Origin of the sequence: Actinoplanes sp. NPDC051861, from assembly GCF_040681145.1 — a bacterium.
GTDB lineage: Bacteria > Actinomycetota > Actinomycetes > Mycobacteriales > Micromonosporaceae > Actinoplanes.
This window is the reverse complement of record NZ_JBFAYE010000008.1, coordinates 306,766-322,392: the sequence shown is the minus strand read 5'-3', so window position 1 is coordinate 322,392 and position 15,627 is coordinate 306,766. Positions and strand designations below refer to the sequence as shown.

Annotated in this window: 17 protein-coding genes; 11 read left to right on the top strand and 6 right to left on the bottom strand. The window is 71.5% G+C overall.

Annotated elements, in window-relative coordinates; genetic code table 11:
* Nucleotides 1–9 precede the first annotated feature (9 nt).
* The 4 genes from AB0M02_RS23500 to AB0M02_RS23485 are packed head-to-tail and all read left to right on the top strand — an operon-like array spanning nt 10 to nt 3,076.
* On the top strand, nt 10–264 hold the full coding sequence (locus tag AB0M02_RS23500) for a HypC/HybG/HupF family hydrogenase formation chaperone (RefSeq protein ID WP_364229956.1): 255 nt from the start codon (nt 10–12) through the stop codon (nt 262–264).
* Entirely contained in the window at nt 248–1,339 is a 1,092-nt protein-coding gene (hypD, locus tag AB0M02_RS23495) for a hydrogenase formation protein HypD (RefSeq protein ID WP_364229954.1), read from the top strand. The genes AB0M02_RS23500 and hypD overlap by 17 nt, the downstream gene beginning before the upstream one ends.
* Nucleotides 1,339–2,394: a hydrogenase expression/formation protein HypE gene (gene hypE, locus AB0M02_RS23490; RefSeq protein ID WP_364229953.1), complete on the top strand. Its 1,056-nt coding sequence runs from the start codon at nt 1,339–1,341 to the stop codon at nt 2,392–2,394. The genes hypD and hypE overlap by 1 nt, the downstream gene beginning before the upstream one ends.
* Before the next feature lies 1 nt (nt 2,395).
* Complete coding sequence (locus AB0M02_RS23485) at nt 2,396–3,076, top strand: DUF6390 family protein (RefSeq protein ID WP_364229951.1); 681 nt, start codon at nt 2,396–2,398, stop codon at nt 3,074–3,076.
* Nucleotides 3,077–3,087: 11 nt separating this feature from the next.
* Here the strand turns inward: AB0M02_RS23485 and AB0M02_RS23480 are convergent, their stop codons facing one another.
* Nucleotides 3,088–3,480, bottom strand: a complete 393-nt coding sequence (locus AB0M02_RS23480; protein WP_364229949.1) for a nuclear transport factor 2 family protein — start codon at nt 3,478–3,480, stop codon at nt 3,088–3,090.
* Nucleotides 3,481–3,561: 81 nt separating this feature from the next.
* On the opposite strand from AB0M02_RS23480, the gene AB0M02_RS23475 reads away from it, so the two are divergent.
* Nucleotides 3,562–4,335: a helix-turn-helix transcriptional regulator gene (locus tag AB0M02_RS23475; protein WP_364229947.1), complete on the top strand. Its 774-nt coding sequence runs from the start codon at nt 3,562–3,564 to the stop codon at nt 4,333–4,335.
* On the opposite strand, the gene AB0M02_RS23470 is transcribed toward AB0M02_RS23475, so the two are convergent.
* Together AB0M02_RS23470 and AB0M02_RS23465 are read right to left on the bottom strand one after the other, a co-directional pair.
* Nucleotides 4,319–5,356 carry an LLM class F420-dependent oxidoreductase gene (locus AB0M02_RS23470; RefSeq protein ID WP_364229945.1) on the bottom strand — a complete coding sequence of 346 codons (1,038 nt, stop codon included), beginning with the start codon at nt 5,354–5,356 and terminating at the stop codon, nt 4,319–4,321. The genes AB0M02_RS23475 and AB0M02_RS23470 overlap by 17 nt on opposite strands.
* A complete protein-coding gene (locus tag AB0M02_RS23465; RefSeq protein ID WP_364229943.1) occupies nt 5,356–6,441 on the bottom strand; it encodes an alcohol dehydrogenase catalytic domain-containing protein in 1,086 nt (361 codons plus the stop codon). Before AB0M02_RS23465 ends, AB0M02_RS23470 begins: the two co-directional genes overlap by 1 nt.
* 136 nt (nt 6,442–6,577) lie before the next feature.
* Between AB0M02_RS23465 and AB0M02_RS23460 the strand changes: the two genes are divergently transcribed.
* The 6 genes from AB0M02_RS23460 to AB0M02_RS23435 all read left to right on the top strand — a co-directional run bounded on the left by AB0M02_RS23460 (nt 6,578) and on the right by AB0M02_RS23435 (nt 12,277).
* The gene (locus AB0M02_RS23460) at nt 6,578–7,183 is read left to right on the top strand and encodes a TetR/AcrR family transcriptional regulator (protein ID WP_364229941.1); all 606 of its coding nucleotides are present in this window, start codon (nt 6,578–6,580) and stop codon (nt 7,181–7,183) included.
* 108 nt (nt 7,184–7,291) lie between these two features.
* Nucleotides 7,292–8,053 carry a glucose 1-dehydrogenase gene (locus AB0M02_RS23455; RefSeq protein WP_364229939.1) on the top strand — a complete coding sequence of 254 codons (762 nt, stop codon included), beginning with the start codon at nt 7,292–7,294 and terminating at the stop codon, nt 8,051–8,053.
* Between the two features lies 1 nt (nt 8,054).
* On the top strand, nt 8,055–8,975 hold the full coding sequence (locus tag AB0M02_RS23450) for an SDR family NAD(P)-dependent oxidoreductase (protein ID WP_364229937.1): 921 nt from the start codon (nt 8,055–8,057) through the stop codon (nt 8,973–8,975).
* Nucleotides 8,976–8,978: 3 nt separating this feature from the next.
* Complete coding sequence (locus tag AB0M02_RS23445) at nt 8,979–9,434, top strand: pyridoxamine 5'-phosphate oxidase family protein (RefSeq protein ID WP_364229935.1); 456 nt, start codon at nt 8,979–8,981, stop codon at nt 9,432–9,434.
* A gap of 14 nt (nt 9,435–9,448) precedes the next feature.
* Nucleotides 9,449–11,581: a hypothetical protein gene (locus AB0M02_RS23440; RefSeq protein WP_364229933.1), complete on the top strand. Its 2,133-nt coding sequence runs from the start codon at nt 9,449–9,451 to the stop codon at nt 11,579–11,581.
* A gap of 84 nt (nt 11,582–11,665) precedes the next feature.
* Nucleotides 11,666–12,277, top strand: coding sequence for a TetR/AcrR family transcriptional regulator (locus tag AB0M02_RS23435; protein ID WP_364229931.1), 612 nt, complete (start codon nt 11,666–11,668; stop codon nt 12,275–12,277).
* Here the strand turns inward: AB0M02_RS23435 and AB0M02_RS23430 are convergent.
* From AB0M02_RS23430 to AB0M02_RS23420, 3 genes are read right to left on the bottom strand one after another with little or no spacing between them, the layout of a single operon-like run.
* On the bottom strand, nt 12,248–13,285 hold the full coding sequence (locus AB0M02_RS23430) for an MBL fold metallo-hydrolase (RefSeq protein WP_364229930.1): 1,038 nt from the start codon (nt 13,283–13,285) through the stop codon (nt 12,248–12,250). The two genes, AB0M02_RS23435 and AB0M02_RS23430, sit on opposite strands and share 30 nt — an antisense overlap.
* Nucleotides 13,286–13,338: 53 nt before the next feature.
* Nucleotides 13,339–14,847: an aldehyde dehydrogenase family protein gene (locus AB0M02_RS23425; protein WP_364229928.1), complete on the bottom strand. Its 1,509-nt coding sequence runs from the start codon at nt 14,845–14,847 to the stop codon at nt 13,339–13,341.
* Between the two features lie 38 nt (nt 14,848–14,885).
* Complete coding sequence (locus AB0M02_RS23420; protein WP_364229927.1) at nt 14,886–15,605, bottom strand: SDR family oxidoreductase; 720 nt, start codon at nt 15,603–15,605, stop codon at nt 14,886–14,888.
* Nucleotides 15,606–15,627: the final 22 nt, after the last annotated feature.

Here is a 15,627-nt window from a genome sequence, read left to right as displayed (position 1 = left end):
GGAGGCGTCATGTGCCTTGCAGTCCCCGGCCGCGTGCTGAGCGTCAGCGACGTGGACGGCGTGCCGATGGCCGAGGTCGACTTCGGCGGGGTACGCAAGGAGGTGTGCCTGCAGTACGTGCCGGACGCGCGGCCCGGCGACTACGTGATCGTGCACGTCGGGTTCGCCATCCAGCAACTCGACGAGGAGTCGGCCCGGCAGACCCTCGCCAACTTCGAGCGGCTCGGCATCCTGGAGGAGGAGTTCGGTGAAGTACCTCGATGAGTTCAGCGACCCGGCGCTGGCCGCCCGCCTGGTCGAGCAGATCCACGCCGTGACCACCCGGCCCTGGGCGATGATGGAGGTCTGCGGCGGGCAGACCCACTCGATCATCCGGCACGGCATCGACCAGCTGCTGCCCGAGGGCGTCGAGATGATCCACGGGCCGGGCTGCCCGGTCTGCGTCACCCCCTTGGAGATCATCGACAAGGCCCTCGCGATCGCCGCCCGCCCCGGCGTGATCTTCTGCTCGTTCGGCGACATGCTGCGGGTGCCCGGCAGCGGCCAGGACCTGCTCGGCGTGAAGAGCGCCGGCGCGGACGTGCGGGTCGTCTACTCGCCGATGGACGCCCTCAAGCTTGCCCGGCAGAACCCGGACCGGCAGGTGGTGTTCTTCGGCATCGGCTTCGAGACCACCGCACCGGCCAACGCGATGACCGTTCACCAGGCCCGGCGGCTGGGCCTGACGAACTTCTCGCTGCTGGTCTCGCACGTGCTCGTCCCACCGGCCATCGCGGCGATCATGGAGTCGCCGCGCTGCCGGGTGCAGGCGTTCCTGGCCGCCGGGCACGTGTGCAGCGTGATGGGCACGGCCGAGTACCCGCCGCTCGCCGAGAAGTACGGCGTGCCGATCGTGGTGACCGGTTTCGAACCCCTCGACATCCTGGAGGGCATCCGGCAGACGGTCACGCTGCTGGAGGCGGGACGGGCGGAGATGCGTAACGCGTACCCGCGGGCTGTGCGGGACGAGGGCAACCCGGCGGCCATGGCGATGCTGCGCGACGTCTTCGAGGTGACCGACCGGACGTGGCGGGGCATCGGCGAGATCCCCCGCAGCGGCTGGCGGCTCTCGTCACGGTACGCGGAGTTCGACGCGGAGACGCGCTTCGACGTGGGCGGGGTGCGTACCGCGGAGTCGCCGCTGTGCCGGTCCGGTGAGGTGCTCCAGGGCCTGCTGAAACCGCACGAGTGTTCCGCGTTCGGCAAGCAGTGCACGCCGCGGAACCCGCTCGGCGCCACGATGGTCTCGTCCGAGGGCGCCTGCGCGGCGTACTACGCGTACCGGCTGGTGACGCTCTGATGGATCTCGACTTCGAGGGCTGGACATGCCCGGTGCCGCTGCGCGACACCCCGGCGATCACGATGGGGCACGGCGGCGGCGGGGCCATGTCCGGCGAGCTGGTCCGGCATCTTTTTCTTTCCGGGTACGGGGACGCCGGCGCGACCGGTGAACTCGGCGACTGTGCGGTGGTCGCGGCCGGCGGCGCGCGCCTCGCGTTCTCCACCGACGGTTACGTGGTCAAGCCGATGTTCTTCCCCGGCGGCTCGATCGGCGACCTCGCCGTCAACGGCACCGTCAACGACCTGGCGATGGCCGGCGCCACCCCGCTGCACCTGTCGGCGGCCTTCATCCTGCAGGAGGGCACGCCGCTCAGCGAGATCGGCCGGATCGCCGAGGCGATGGGCGCGGCCGCCCGAGCCGCCGGCGTCAAACTGGTCACCGGCGACACCAAGGTGGTGGACAGCGGCAGCGGCGACGGCGTGTTCGTGACGACGGCCGGGATCGGGGTGGTGCCGGACGGCGTCGACATCCGGCCCGGCCGCGCGGCACCCGGCGATGCGGTGCTGGTCAGCGGCGACCTCGGCGTGCACGGGGTGGCCGTGATGAGCTGCCGCGAGGGCCTGGAGTTCGGCACCGGGGTACGCAGCGACACGGCACCCCTGCACGGGCTCGTGGCCGCGATGCTGGCCACCGGGGCCGACGTCCACGTGCTGCGCGACCCGACCCGAGGTGGCGTGTCGGCGGCGCTCAACGAGATCGCCCGCGACGCCGGGGTGGGCGTCGAACTAGTCGAGCGGGACCTGCCCATTCCCGGCGAGGTGGCGGACGCGTGCAGCCTGCTGGGACTCGACCCTCTCCAGGTGGCGAACGAGGGCAAGCTGCTCGCGTTCGTCCCTTCGCCGTCCGCCGAGCTCGTCCTCGAAGCGATGCGCGCGCACCCGTACGGTAAAAATGCCCGCCGGATCGGCAGCTGCGTGACCGAACATCCGGGCATGGTGGTCGCCCGCACCGCACTGGGCGGCAGCCGGGTGATCAGCATGCCCATCGGCGAGCAGCTCCCACGGATCTGCTGACGTGAGCGAGTCCGGAACGCTCCTGTTCGCCCGCTACGCCTACCCGCCGAACGAACTCGGCTACTGCGGCCCTTCCGGCTCCGGCGTCCTGCTCTCCGGCGCCACCGCCGAGATAGCCGCGCGCGCCCGCTCGTTCGAGGGCGCGTGGGCCTACCTGGAGTTCCTGTCCCGCTCGGCGGGCATTCCCGACCCGCTCGACGACCGCGTGGTGGAGGCCTACTGGATCGGCAACGACCTGCTCGACCTCGTCTCCCCGGCGTCGCTGACCCGCTTCCTGCGGCACCGCTTCGCCGGCCAGCAGGGCGGAAGCTGGGCCTCCGCGGACGCCCGAGCCGTACCCCACCACAGCTTCCACGTGTTCGAGGTCTACCCCTGGCTCACCCTGCTGCGCCGGACCGGCAACCCCTCAGCCATCTCGGTCCTGGACCGCTGCCGCATCCGGACCGGCGTGGTGACAGCCGTCCACGGCCCCACCGCCACGGTCTCGTCGAAGCCCCTGTCCTGGGAGTCCGGCACCGTGGTCACCGGCGCCGCCCGCGAGGAGGTGGTCCGCTCCATGCCGATAGTCACTCCCGGCGACCGCGTGGCCCTGCACTGGGACTGGATCTGCGACATCCTGACCCCCGCCCAGCAGACGACCATAGAAACCCAGGAACAACGCCGCCTGGCCGCCCTCTTCTGATTCCGTCGCCGTCACCGTGTGTCAGCCGGTTCCCACCACGTCTGGTTTGTGGGGACCTGGGCCAGCGGTTCGATGAGCTCCCAGGCCTCGGTGATCAGGCCGGCGTCGATGCGCCAGAGGTCGACGACGGCGATCTCCGGTCCGCCGCCGGGAAGCCGGCGCAGCGAGTGCATCACGACGTGGTCGCCGTCGGCCAGTACCTGCTGGATCTCGACCCGCATGCCGGTGAGCGGCACCATCGCGGCACGGACGGCGTCGAGCCACTCCCGTTTGGTCGACGGGGTCGTGCCCGGCCGGTGGTGGACGAAGTCGTCACTCAGGAACCGCGCGAGCGCGTCGACGTCGCCCGTCTCGATCAAGCCGGTGAGCGCCCGCTCGACGAGGTTCTTGTTCTCCGTTGTCATGGACGCAGTGTTTCCACGGGCCCCGGCGGTTGTCGATGACATCGGACTTCATGGCGCACGGCGCGACGATGCGTACGCTTCATGACCGTGTACACCGTCGGGGAGCTGCTGCGGCACTGGCGGCAACGCCGGGGAATCAGCCAACTGGATCTCTCGATCGCCGCGGACATCTCGGCACGTCACGTCAGCCTCGTCGAGACCGGCAAGTCCAGGCCGAGCGCCACCATGATCCTCCGGCTCGCGGATCACCTGCACGTGCCGCTGCGTGATCGCAACCGGCTGCTGCTCGCCGGGGGATTCGCACCCCGGTACGCCGAGCGGCCGCTCGCCGACAACGCGCTGTCGGCCGTCTCCGACGCGATCCACCGGGTTCTGCGCGCTCACGAGCCGTACCCGGCGGTGGTCTTCGACCGCCGGTGGAACATCGTGATGACCAACCGGGCCGTCGACCCGTTCTTCGCGCGGGTGGCGCCCGACCTGCTGCGGCCGCCGGTCAACCTGGTGCGGCTGGGCCTGGACCCGCGCGGGTTCGCCCCCATGGTCGTCAACCTGGCCGACGTGCGCGCGGTGTTCCGCGCCCGGATCTCGCGCCAGCTCGCCGCCGCGCCCGACCCCGAGCTCACCGCGCTCTACGAGGAGTTGCTGGCGCCCGAACCGGAGAACCCGCCCGGTCCGCGGGTCGAGAACGACGTCGTGATCCCGATGATCATCCGCATCGGCGGGCGGGAGCTGCGGCTGTTCTCGACCATCACCACGTTCGGCACGCCGATGGACATCACCGTCGACGAGATCGCGATCGAGTCGTATTACCCGGCGGACGCGGAGAGCGCCGCCTATTTCACTCGCGATCCATGAGGTGGCGCAGGTCCGCGACGTGTTTGACGCGTTCGGCCCTGGTCTCGGCGAGCGGGGAGACCAGCAGGGTGGTCACGCCGGCTTCGGTGAGGGCGGTGAGCTTTCGGCGTACGTCATCGGGGTGACCGACCAACGACGTCGCGGCAACCAGGTCGTCCGGCACCGCGGCCGCGGCCTGCGCCCTGCGGCCCGCGAGATAGAGATCCTGGATGACCGACGCCTCGCGCGCATAGCCGTAGCGCCGCACCAGGTCGTTGGAGAAGTTGCGCTTCCGCGCACCCATGCCGCCCAGGTAGAGAGCCAGTTGCGCACGGTGCCGCGACAGCAGCGCCGTCGTGGGTTCAGCAAGGGCAAAGGGTACGGGGACCGACACCTCCAGCGGTCCCAGTGAGGGATCCCGGCGTCCCCGCCCGTCGGCCAGCGCGTCCCCGAAGACCCGGCCCGCCGCTCGTGGATCGAGGAACAGCGCCTGCCAGCCGTCAGCGACCTCGGCGGCGAGCGCCACGTTGCGCGGCCCCATGGCGGCCAGCCAGACCGGGATCCGATCCCGGATCGGGCGGTTGATCAGTTTGAGGGGTTTGCCGTATTCGCCCGGCAACGGGATCCGATAGTGATCACCCGTGTGAACCAGCGTCTCCCGCCGCCACACCGTACGGCAGATCTCCACGATCTCCCGCGTCCTGGCGACCGGAGCGTCGTACCGCACCCCGTGGAACCCTTCGATCACCTGCGGGCCGGAGGTGCCGAGACCCAGGGAGAACCGCCCGCCGGACACATAGTCGAGACCGGCCGCGGTCATGGCGGTGAGCGTCGGTGTACGCGTGTAGGTCTGCATCACCCCCGACGCCAGCCCCATCGTCCGGGTCCGCGCCGCCAGATAGCCCAGCTGGCTGACCGCGTCGAAGCTGTAGGCCTCCGGGACCACGACCAGCTCCGCGCCGGCCTGCTCGAACTCGGCCACCTCGTCGACCGCGTCCGCGAAGCCCTCGCCGCTGTAGCCGAGCTGGATGCCCAGGCGCATCAGGTCTCGCTCTGGACGATGACCTGCCGGATGACGTCGCCGCTGCCGAGGTTGCCGAGGGCCTCGCCGACCTGGTCGAGGCGCAGCCGGCGGCTGATCATGCCCTCGATGTCGAGGCGGCCGGCCTTCCAGAGGGCGAGCAGGCGGGAGAAGTCGCGCGGCGGGTCGGCCGAGCCGTAGAGCGACGGGATGATCGACTTGCCCTCGAAGAGCAACTCGAACGGGCTGAACTCGACCTGGTGCTCGGCCCGGCCGGCGCCGACGACCACGACCGTGCCGCCGCGACGGGTCGACGCCCACGCCGTACGCAACGTCTGCGGCACGGCCACGACGTCGAACGAGTAGTCGAAGCCCTCGGGGACGACCTCCATCTGGAGATCACTCAGCTCGTCGGGAGTGACCGAGTGGGTGGCGCCGAACCGCAGGGCCGCCTGGTGCCGCGCAGGAACCGTGTCGACCGCGACGATGACGGCAGCGCCGGCCAGCCGGGCACCCTGCACCGCGGCGATGCCCACACCGCCGCAGCCGATCACCACGACCGTGTCGCCGGGCCGCACCCGCGCCGTGTTGATCACCGCGCCGACGCCGGTGGTGACGCCGCAGCCGACCAGGGCGGCCACCTCGTACGGCACGTCGGCGTCGATCCGCACGGCACCGGCCCGCGGAACGACCATCTCCTCGGCAAAGGAGCCGCAGCCGGCCATCCCGAAGACCGGCAGGTCACCGGCCATGAAGCGGGGCATCACGTAGCCCGCCATCACGTGCGTCATGCACAGGTGGTTCTCACCGCGGCGGCAGTGCGAGCAGATCCCGCAGGACGGCAGCCAGTTCACCGCGACGCGGTCGCCCGGCTCCAGATCGTCCACGCCGTCGCCGACCGCGAGCACGTCACCGGCCGCCTCGTGACCGAGCACGGCGGGCACCGGCTGCGGCAGGCCACCGTTGATCGCCGAGAGGTCGGAGTGGCAGACGCCCGCGGCGCGCACCCTGATGTGCACCTCACCGGGACCGGGACCGAGGACGGCCACGTCGTCACGGATCTCGAGCTTCTCGTCCCCGATCGTGTGCAGAACGGCCGCGCGCATCCCGGCACCCCCCTCGAAAAATAGAACGCGTTCTACGCTAGTCTCGAGGGATACACCAAGCAAGCATCGGCCGCTCTGGGGCTGAGGAACTCGGCGAAAACCAAGCAAGCGTTTGGCAGGGTCTTACCATTGGCTGGTGACGAGCCCCAAAAAGGCCGCGCCCGGCTCGGAGCGGCGCGCGCATCTGGTACAGCTTGCCGGAGATCTCTTCGCGGAGAAGGGTTTCCGCGCGACGACCGTCCGCGAGATAGCCGACGCGGCCGGCATCCTCTCCGGCAGCCTGTATCACCACTTCGACTCCAAGGAGTCGATCGGCGACGAGATCCTCAGCGCGTTCCTGGAGGACGTGCTCGAGGGGTACCGCGAGGCGACCCGCGACGCCGGCGACCCCCGGCGGGCGATCGAGCAGATCGTCCGGTCGTCGACGGCAACACTGGGCAGGCACCGGGCAGCGCTGACCATGCTGCAGAACGACTGGAACTACTTCAGTGGCCAGCCGCGCTTCGCGTACCTGCGGACGGCCATGAAGGAGATCGAGCAGACCTGGATCGAGCAGTTGGAGCGGGGCAAGGAGTCCGGGCAGTTCCGCGCCGACCTGGACGCCCGCCTGATCTACCGGCTGCTGCGGGACATCCTCTGGATCCCCACGTCGTGGAAGCAGTCGCAGGGCAACGGCTGGAACGCCGATCAGGTCAACGACGGCCTCCTGCGACTTCTCTTCGAAGGCATCAACGCCCGCTGATCTGCCGCTGGCGCGGCCCGGTGCATCAGCGTTAGCCTCCCAAGCAAACGCTTGGTCGGACGCTCTTCTCCGGCCGGGGCCGAACGCTTGGTCGGACGGAGGCGCGCGATGGGGCGGCTGGACGGCAAGGTAGCGCTGATCACCGGTGGCGCGCGGGGCATGGGCAAGGCGCATGCCCGGCACTTCGTCGCCGAGGGCGCCCGCGTGGTGATCGGCGACGTGCTCGACGACAAGGGCCAGTCGGTGGCCGAGGGGCTGGGCGAGCAGTCCTGCCGGTTCGTGCATCACGACGTGACCAGCGAGGACGAGTGGGCGGCGGCGGTCGCGGCCACGATGTCGGCGTTCGGGCGGCTCGACGTGCTGGTCAACAACGCCGGGATCCTGCGGCACGCGGCGGTCGCGGAGATGGACCCGGCCGAGTTCCGGCAGGTCATCGAGGTCAACCTGGTCGGCACGTGGCTCGGCATCCGGCAGGTGGTGCCGGCCATGACCGCGGCCGGCGGCGGGTCGATCGTCAACATCTCGTCGATCGAGGGCATCGCGGGGGCGGCGGGGCTCTCCGCCTACAGTGCGAGCAAGTTCGGCGTACGGGGCCTGACCCGCTCGGCCGCGCAGGAGCTCGGGCCGCTCGGCATCCGCGTGAACTCGGTGCACCCGGGCGGCGTGATGACGTCGATGGCGCTCTCCGCGGCGCAGTTCATGACCGGGGTGGACGGCGCGGGCTTCCTGAAGCAGCTGCCGATCGCCCGGTTCGCCGAACCCGTCGAGATCTCCCGGCTGGTCGCGTTCCTGGCGTCGGACGAGGCGTCCTACACCACCGGCGCCGAGTTCCTCGCCGACGGCGGGCTGCTCAGCGGACCGGGCTACTGAGATGACGCGCACTCCCGGCCCCGGGCTCGACGGGCGGGTCGCGATCGTCACCGGTGCCGCGCAGGGACTGGGCGCGGCGGAGGCTCTCGCGCTGGCGGCGGAGGGCGCCCGAGTCGTGCTCAACGACCTGCCCGGACCCGCGCTCGACGAGGTCGCCGACCGCATCCTCGCGGCCGGGGGCGACGCGGTGGTCTGCCCCGGCGACGTCGGCGACTGGCACACCGGCGAGGCGCTGCTCAAGACCGCCACGGACACGTTCGGCGGGCTCGACGTGCTGGTCAACAACGCCGGGGTGCTCCGCGACCGGATGGTCTTCTCGATGTCCGAGCAGGAGTGGGACACGGTGATCCGGGTGCATCTGCGTGGACATTTCGTCACCACCAGGTTCGCCACCGCGTACTGGCGTTCCGCCCACAAGTCGTCGGGTGTCCAGCCCTATGCGCGGATAGTCAACACCTCCTCCGAAGCGTTCCTCCTCGGTTCGGCCGGTCAGCCGAACTACGCCGCGGCCAAGGGCGGGATCGTGGCGCTGACCCTGGCCACCGCCCGGGGATGCGCTCGCTACGGCGTGCGCGCGAACGCCATCTGCCCCCGGGCGCGCACCTCGATGACCGGTGAACTGATGGGCCCGGCGCCGGACGGACCCGACCCGATGGCGCCGGAGCGGGTGACACCGCTGGTCACCTATCTGGCCGGGCCCGAAGCGAGCCGGATCACCGGTGAGGTGTTCGTGGTGCACGGTGACGTGGTGGCGCTGCTCGGCCCGCCCACGGTCCGTGCGGCGTTCCACGCTGCGAGCGGGCAGTGGACACCGACGGAACTCGACGGGGCCCTCGCGCCGTACTTCACCGAGGACCCGCCCCGCCCCGGATTCGTGTGCGAGGAGACGATTCCGCTGGCCGAGACGACCTTCGGGGAGTAGGACATGGCGAACCAGCGCGAGACCGTCCGGATGAGCGAGGCCGAGATCGGGCAGCTTTTCGCGTACGCAAGAAAGGTCCAGATTGCCACGATCAACCTGGACGGAACCCCCCACCTGGTGACGATGTTCTTCGGTCTTGCCGACGGCAAGATCGCTTTCTGGACCTATCGCAGCTCGCGCAAGGCACTGAATCTGGCTCGCGATCCACGGCTGACGTGCCTGGTCGAGGACGGCGAGGACTACTTCGAGCTGCGGGGCGTGCAGGTCGGCGGGGAGGTCCGGGTGATCGACGACCTGGCCGGTGTCACCGAGGTCGGCAAGCTGATCGCGGCGCGCATGCCGGACGTGCCGAAAGAGGCGCTGGACGCCTACGTGGAGCACGCGGCGCGCAAGCGGGTCGCCTATGTCGTGGAGCCGCGAAACGTCGCCAGCTGGGACCACCGGAAACTGCTCTCCTGATCTATGTTGATCCGGTGCTCGAGGCGGAGATCCTGCGATACCTGGCAGATCCGGACGAAGAGGTAGCGGCGGCGGCACTCGACGAGTTCGCCACGTCGATCTGGCATCAGGGGACCGTTTTCCCGGAGGCTGTGGCGGCGGTGCCGGCGCTCGTGGAGCTGGCGACGACTCCGGGGGTGCATCAGCGCGCCCACCTCCTCCATGTGCTCGGCGCGATGAGCGACCCGGCGCACAGTCGTGGTGACGACCTGCCGGCGGTGCGTGCCGCGCTGGCCGAGCACGCCGGCTGGCTGCTGCCGTTGCTGGGCGACCACGATCCGGGCATCCGGGAGCACGCGGCCTTCGCTCTTGTGTCCGCCCCCGGGGTTACCGCGCAGGTGCTGGCGGGGCTCGAGGAGCGGTGGGCGACCGAGACCGATCCTCGCGTGCGTTCCTCCCTGCTGATGGGTCTCGCCCGCCTGGACCCGCGATCGGCCGGGCCGAAGCTGCGCACCGCCGCCGTCGAGGAGAAATTCCCGATGCCGGTGGCGGCGGCGCTCGCCCTCACCCGGGCCGGGCTGCGCCTGCCCGCCGAGACGATCCGCCCGATCGCGGACGCGCTGGCCGCCGACGAGCAGTGGGACTCCCCGTGGACGGACCGGGATCCGCTCGCCGAGTTGCTCGCCACGGTGGACCGGGCCTCTGCGGACGCGCTGACCGCGGCGATGACGAAGCCGGCCCGCCGCAGCCGGTTCGCGGGACCGAGGGCGCGGCGCCGCGCCGCGGCCGCTCTCCGGGAGTCGTTCGTGACGAGCCGGTCCGCGCCGATCCGGATGATGCCGCAGCTACGGATGTACCTGACCGACCCCGACGCCGACGTGCGCGCCGCCGCTGCGACGACAGCCGGGTGGGCCGGGACAGCGGCCGCGGCCGTCGCGGAGGAACTGCTCCCGTTCGCGTTCGGCGTGTATGACGACCTGCGCTACAGCCCCGCCCAGTTCTCCCTGGTCACCCTGATCCGCCTCGGCGTCCAGCGCTGGCGGGAACCGCTGATGGCGGCCTGGGCGGCCGGCGCCGACCCGTGGGGTGTCCGGCTCCTCGCCGCCTCGCCACCCCCTTTCGACCATGAGCTGTTCGAGGCCGCACGACAGCGTCTCGCCGCTCGGCCGACCAGTGAGGTGATCAGCCTGCTCGGCTCGTGGGGGGCGGCCGCCGCGGGGGCGGTACCTGAGATCGCCGCGGCCCTGGTCGCCGAACCGGCGGCGGTCTGCGCCGCCCTGGGAAACATCGGCGCCGCAGCCGGCGACGCCGCGTCCGAATTGCTGCGGGCTCTGCACCGTGGCATCGACGAACCGCTGCCCGGGATGATCCGCTGGCCGGACGCCGAGGGCACCCGGTTCCGCGCGGCGCACGCCCTCTGGCGCGTCACCGGCGAGACGGAACCTCTCCTCCGCACGTCGCACGACCTGCTGGCCTTCAACGGCGGCACGGCCGGCGGCTGGGAGCTGACCAGAATGGCCGACCTGGGCCCGGCCGCCGCACCGCTGCTCCCGGTGGTGAGCGCGGTGGCCGCGCAGTCCCCGGACCCGAACTCGCGGGTGGGCGCGGCCCGGGTGCTCTGGCGGGCCACCGGAGATCCGGAACAGGCACTGCCGACCGTCGAGGAGATGCTGCGCTCCGGCGATTCCCACGCCCGCGCCGCCGCCGAACTGGCAGCCGACCTGACCACCGCCGACCCGACCGCCGCCGTCCCGACCGCCGCCGTCCCGAGCACCGCCGGGCTGTTGGCGGCGGCTCCGGAGGCGGGCCGGCTGACGGTGGATTCGCCGGCTGCCCGTGGACTGATCTCGGCGCTGCGGGCCGCCCTGGGTGCCGAGTGGGCCCAGCTGGCTGCCGCCCGCGCACTCTGGCATCTCGGCACCGAGCCGGCCGACCTGGTCAAACCGCTGTTCTCCGCCATGACGACCAGCATCGACGCGAGTGACCGCGTCCGGCTGATCGTCGAGATGGGCGCCACCGGCGCGGTCGAGAGCCTCACCCGGCTGGCCGAACAGGACGAACGGATCTTCGGCGACACCGACGACACCGTCTGGCGGGACGACCGCCTGCGCCGCGACCTGTTCGAAGCCGTGACGGCCCTGACCAACCGCCGCCCCGCGCACCCGTGAATGCGGAGACTCACGGTGGCCAGCGCAGCAGTGGTATTCCGCGCTACCGTCCATGGCGCCGAAAGGTGTCTAGACTCCTCGACCATGTCCGCCGTCATCCCTCAGGGACGTCCCCGCGACCCCGGCGTCGACGACCGGATCACCCGTGCCGCCGCTGAGGTCTACGGTGCCGAGGGCTGGGCGCGGTTCTCCGTCGACGCGGTCGCGCGCAGGGCCGGCGTCGGCAAGGCCTCGATCTATCTGCGCTGGCCCAACAAGGAGGCGCTGTTCGCCGCGGTCCTGGCGAGCCGGCTCGAAGGTGTCCGCGACATCGACACCGGCTCGGTCCGTGACGACCTGGTGATGCTGGCCCGGCAGGTGCTGCACGCGTTCCTGGACGAGGCCGGCGGTGCGGTGCTGCGGCTCATGGTGGAGGCGGAGAGCATCCCGGCCGGGCGGGAGCACCTGGACCGGTTCCTGCGGTCGCAGGCCACGGCGGGCCGGGCGATCGTGCGGCGGGGCATCGAGCGCGGCGAGCTGGGCGCCGGGACGCGGGCGACGATGCTGCTCGACTGCATCAGCGGCGGGGCGCTCAGCCACGCGCTGGCCACCCCGGCGCGGTTGCGCGCGCAGGTGGCGGCGGGAGCCGACGTCTACGCCGAGGAGCTCGTGGATTTCGTCCTGACCTCAGTGAGCACGGCTGACCAGGGCCCCTGACTTCCACTTGAGATCCCCGGTCGCCACGAGCAGCTCGACGTGCGCCGCGGTCTCCGCGACCGCACCCACCCGCATCGGCCCGATCTGTTCCCAGGGGCGCGACCAGCTCAGATTCGCCGCCAGCTCCCAGACGCTCAGGGAGCCCAGCCGCTCCACCGCCGACACGATCTCCGCGCACCGCTGCCGGTGATGCCCCGTCAGCTCGGCCGCCCGGTCCGCGATACCCCGGAACCGGTACTCATGGGCCGGCAGCGCCGCGCAGGAGTCGTACTCGGCGAGTTTCGCCAGCGAGTCGATGTAGCGGGCGAGCGCGCCGTCGTCCCCGTCCAGCTGCAACCCGATGTTCGGGCTGATCCGCGGCAGCAGGTGGTCGCCGGTGAGCAGAAGTTCGGCGTCCGGCTCGAGCAGGCACAGATGACCCGGCGTGTGTCCCGGTGTCCACACCGCCCGCAGCCGCCGCCCGGCCAGGGGCACGTAGTCGCCGTCGTCGAGGAGCACGTCGGCGTCGGCGAGCGGCGCGAGATGCCGGTCCGCCTCGGCCGCGAACGTCGCGAGCAGGTATTCGATCTCCGACGCAGGCGCCTGGAAGGACCGCAGCCACCGACCGAGCCCCTCGCGTGCGCCGGTCCCCTTGTCGCGGACCAGCGCCGCCCGCTCCTTCGGGTGCATGGCGACCCACGCGCCGGACGCCTCGCGCAGCCGGCACGTCAGCCCGTGATGGTCCGGGTGCACGTGGGTGATCACGATGCCGGTGACGTCACCGAGGCGGGCTCCCGCCACGGCCAGGCCGTCCCGCAGCGCCGCCCAGCCCTCCTCGCTGTCCCAGCCCGGGTCGACCACGACCAGACCGTTGTCGCCGGGAACCAGATAGGTCAGCGTGTACCGCAGCGGGTTGTCCGGGATCGGCACGGGCACCGAGACGAGGCCGCCGGGCAGGCGCTCGACCGGCGGCAGGGTCCGCGCCCGCCAGGCGGCCTGTTGCGCTTCGCCGAGGACCTGCACACCCACCGGGGAACCCCTTTCCTAGACGAACCTCGTCTAGGAAAGGACGATAGCCGACCTCACATCATTTCGTCAGTGGTGGGGATCAGCACGGTCTTCACCTCGGTGTACGCCTCGATCGACGACCGGCCGCCCTCCCGCCCGAGGCCGGACTGCCCGAATCCGCCGAACTCCACGTGCGGCTCCAGCTGGTAACCGTTCACCCCGACCGTGCCCGCGCGCACCGCCCGGGTCAGCCGCATCGCCCGCTTCACGTCGCCGGTCCAGACCGTGGCCGCCAGCCCGTACGAAGTGTCGTTGGCCAGCCGCAGCGCCTCGTCCTCGTCGGTGAACGGCACCACGGCCAGCACCGGCCCGAAGATCTCCTCGCGGGCGATCGTGTGGTCGTTGCTGACCTCGGCGAAGACGGTCGGCAGCACGAAGTTGCCGGCCGCCAGGTCCCCGTCCGCCCGGCCGCCGCCGGTCACGAGGCGGGCGCCCTCCTCCTGGCCGCGCTCGATGTAGCCCAGCACCCGGTTCATCTGCCGCTCGTTGATCAGCGGCGACGCGGTGGTCTCCGGGTGGAACGGGTCGCCGTAGTTGACCAGGGCGGCCATCGCCTCGACGATCGCCAGGAACTCGTCGTAGACGTCACGGTGGACCAGCGCCCGGGTGTGCGCCACGCACGCCTGCCCGGAGAGCCCGAGCGTGACCGTACCCATCGTGGTGGTGGCGGCCGCGTAGACGTCGGCGTCGGCGAAGACCAGCGACGGGCTCTTGCCGCCGAGTTCGAGGCTGCTGCGCTTCATGCCGTTCGCGGCGGCGGCGAGCACCTTGCGGCCGACCGCCCGGCTGCCGGTGAACGTGATCTTGTCGACCAGCGGGTGGTTGATCAGCGCGTCGCCGGTCGGCTCGCCGGGGCCGGTGACGACATTGAGGACACCCGGCGGGAGCCCGGCCTCCTCGACGATGCGCGCCAGCCGCAACGCGCTGAAGGTGGCGTACTCCGAAGGCTTGAGCACCACGGTGCACCCGACGGCGAGGGCCGGTGCGAGCTTCTGCGCGGCCAGCAGCAACGGGCCGTTCCACGGGATGATCGCGGCGACCACCCCGACCGGCTCGCGCAGCGTCATCACCATGTGCTCACCGCCCTGATATCCGGGGAGCGTCTCGCCGCCGAGCTTGTCGATCCAGCCGGCGTGGTGGTCGAAGACGTCGGCCACGCACTCGACCGACATCGCGTACGTCTCCCCGAAACTGACCGGCACCCCGTTGTCGAGCGCGACCAGCGCCTGCAGCTCGGTGGCGTGCGCGCGGATCTCGTCGGCGATGCGGCGCAGCACCCGGATCCGGTCCTTCGCGCGAGCCCGCGGCCACGGCCCCTCGTCGAACGCCTTGCGGGCGGCGCGCACGGCGGCGTCCACGTCGTGCTCGGTCGCCACCGCGAACGAGCCGACCTCCTCGGCGGTGGCCGGGTGCGGGTGTGTCCACGTGCGCCCCTCGGCCGCCGCCCGCCACGTGCCGCCGACGAGCAACTCGCCGGTGGACAGGCCGATCTCGTCACGCTTCGTCTTGATCGAGAGAACCACGCCGCACCTCCGGAAGCCGTACGAAATTGGAACGCGTTCTACTTCTGCGGAGGGTACGCCGCACCCCGGAACTCCGCCAGGTACGCCGGCCACTCGCCGCCGCCGTGCACAGCCAGGGCCGCGCCGCTCACGTAACCGGCCAGCGGCGAGGCCAGGAGCAGGCACGCGCCGGCCACATCAGCGGGATCGGCGGCGCGGCCGGCCACCAGCTCGCCGGCCGGTCCGCCCACCGGGCCGACGACGAGGCTGTTCACCCGTACGAAAGGAGCCCATTCCACAGCGAGACTCGCCGCCAGATGCAGGAGCCCCGCCTTGGCCGCGCCGTAGGCCGCGGTCCCCGGTGACGGCCGCACCCCGCTGACACTGGCGATCATCAGGATCGACCCGCCGCCGCGCTGGTCGCGCATGACCGGGAAGGCCGCCTGCGAGACGTGCAGGGGCGCGATCAGGTTCAGCTCGATCACCTTGGCGTGCAGCCGCGGCGAGGCGTCGGCGGCCATCACCTGCGGGCTGCCACCGGCGTTGTTGACCAACACGTCGAGGCGCCCGAACCGGTCCACGGCCGTCTCGATCAGCGCGGCGGCCTGCTCGGGGTCCCGCACGTCGGCCTGGACGTATCCGGGCACCTCGGCGAGCGACCGGCCGCACACCAGCACGTTCGCACCCGCCATCCGGAACGCGTGTGCGATCGCGGCGCCGATCCCGCGCGTGCCGCCGGTGACGACCACGGCCCGGCCGGTGAAGTCGAGGGGGTTCATGTCCCGATGCTAGCTACCCAAG

Excerpts from the sequence above, each read along its gene's own strand:
- AB0M02_RS23500 (WP_364229956.1), top strand. The coding sequence starts at position 10 with ATGTGCCTTGCAGTCCCCGGCCGCGTGCTGAGCGTCAGCGACGTGGAC.
- hypE (WP_364229953.1), top strand. The coding sequence starts at position 1,339 with ATGGATCTCGACTTCGAGGGCTGGACATGCCCGGTGCCGCTGCGCGAC.
- AB0M02_RS23480 (WP_364229949.1), bottom strand. The coding sequence starts at position 3,480 with ATGACAACGGAGAACAAGAACCTCGTCGAGCGGGCGCTCACCGGCTTG.
- AB0M02_RS23475 (WP_364229947.1), top strand. The coding sequence starts at position 3,562 with ATGACCGTGTACACCGTCGGGGAGCTGCTGCGGCACTGGCGGCAACGC.
- AB0M02_RS23470 (WP_364229945.1), bottom strand. The coding sequence starts at position 5,356 with ATGCGCCTGGGCATCCAGCTCGGCTACAGCGGCGAGGGCTTCGCGGAC.
- AB0M02_RS23465 (WP_364229943.1), bottom strand. The coding sequence starts at position 6,441 with ATGCGCGCGGCCGTTCTGCACACGATCGGGGACGAGAAGCTCGAGATC.
- AB0M02_RS23455 (WP_364229939.1), top strand. The coding sequence starts at position 7,292 with ATGGGGCGGCTGGACGGCAAGGTAGCGCTGATCACCGGTGGCGCGCGG.
- AB0M02_RS23450 (WP_364229937.1), top strand. The coding sequence starts at position 8,055 with ATGACGCGCACTCCCGGCCCCGGGCTCGACGGGCGGGTCGCGATCGTC.
- AB0M02_RS23445 (WP_364229935.1), top strand. The coding sequence starts at position 8,979 with ATGGCGAACCAGCGCGAGACCGTCCGGATGAGCGAGGCCGAGATCGGG.
- AB0M02_RS23435 (WP_364229931.1), top strand. The coding sequence starts at position 11,666 with ATGTCCGCCGTCATCCCTCAGGGACGTCCCCGCGACCCCGGCGTCGAC.
- AB0M02_RS23420 (WP_364229927.1), bottom strand. The coding sequence starts at position 15,605 with ATGAACCCCCTCGACTTCACCGGCCGGGCCGTGGTCGTCACCGGCGGC.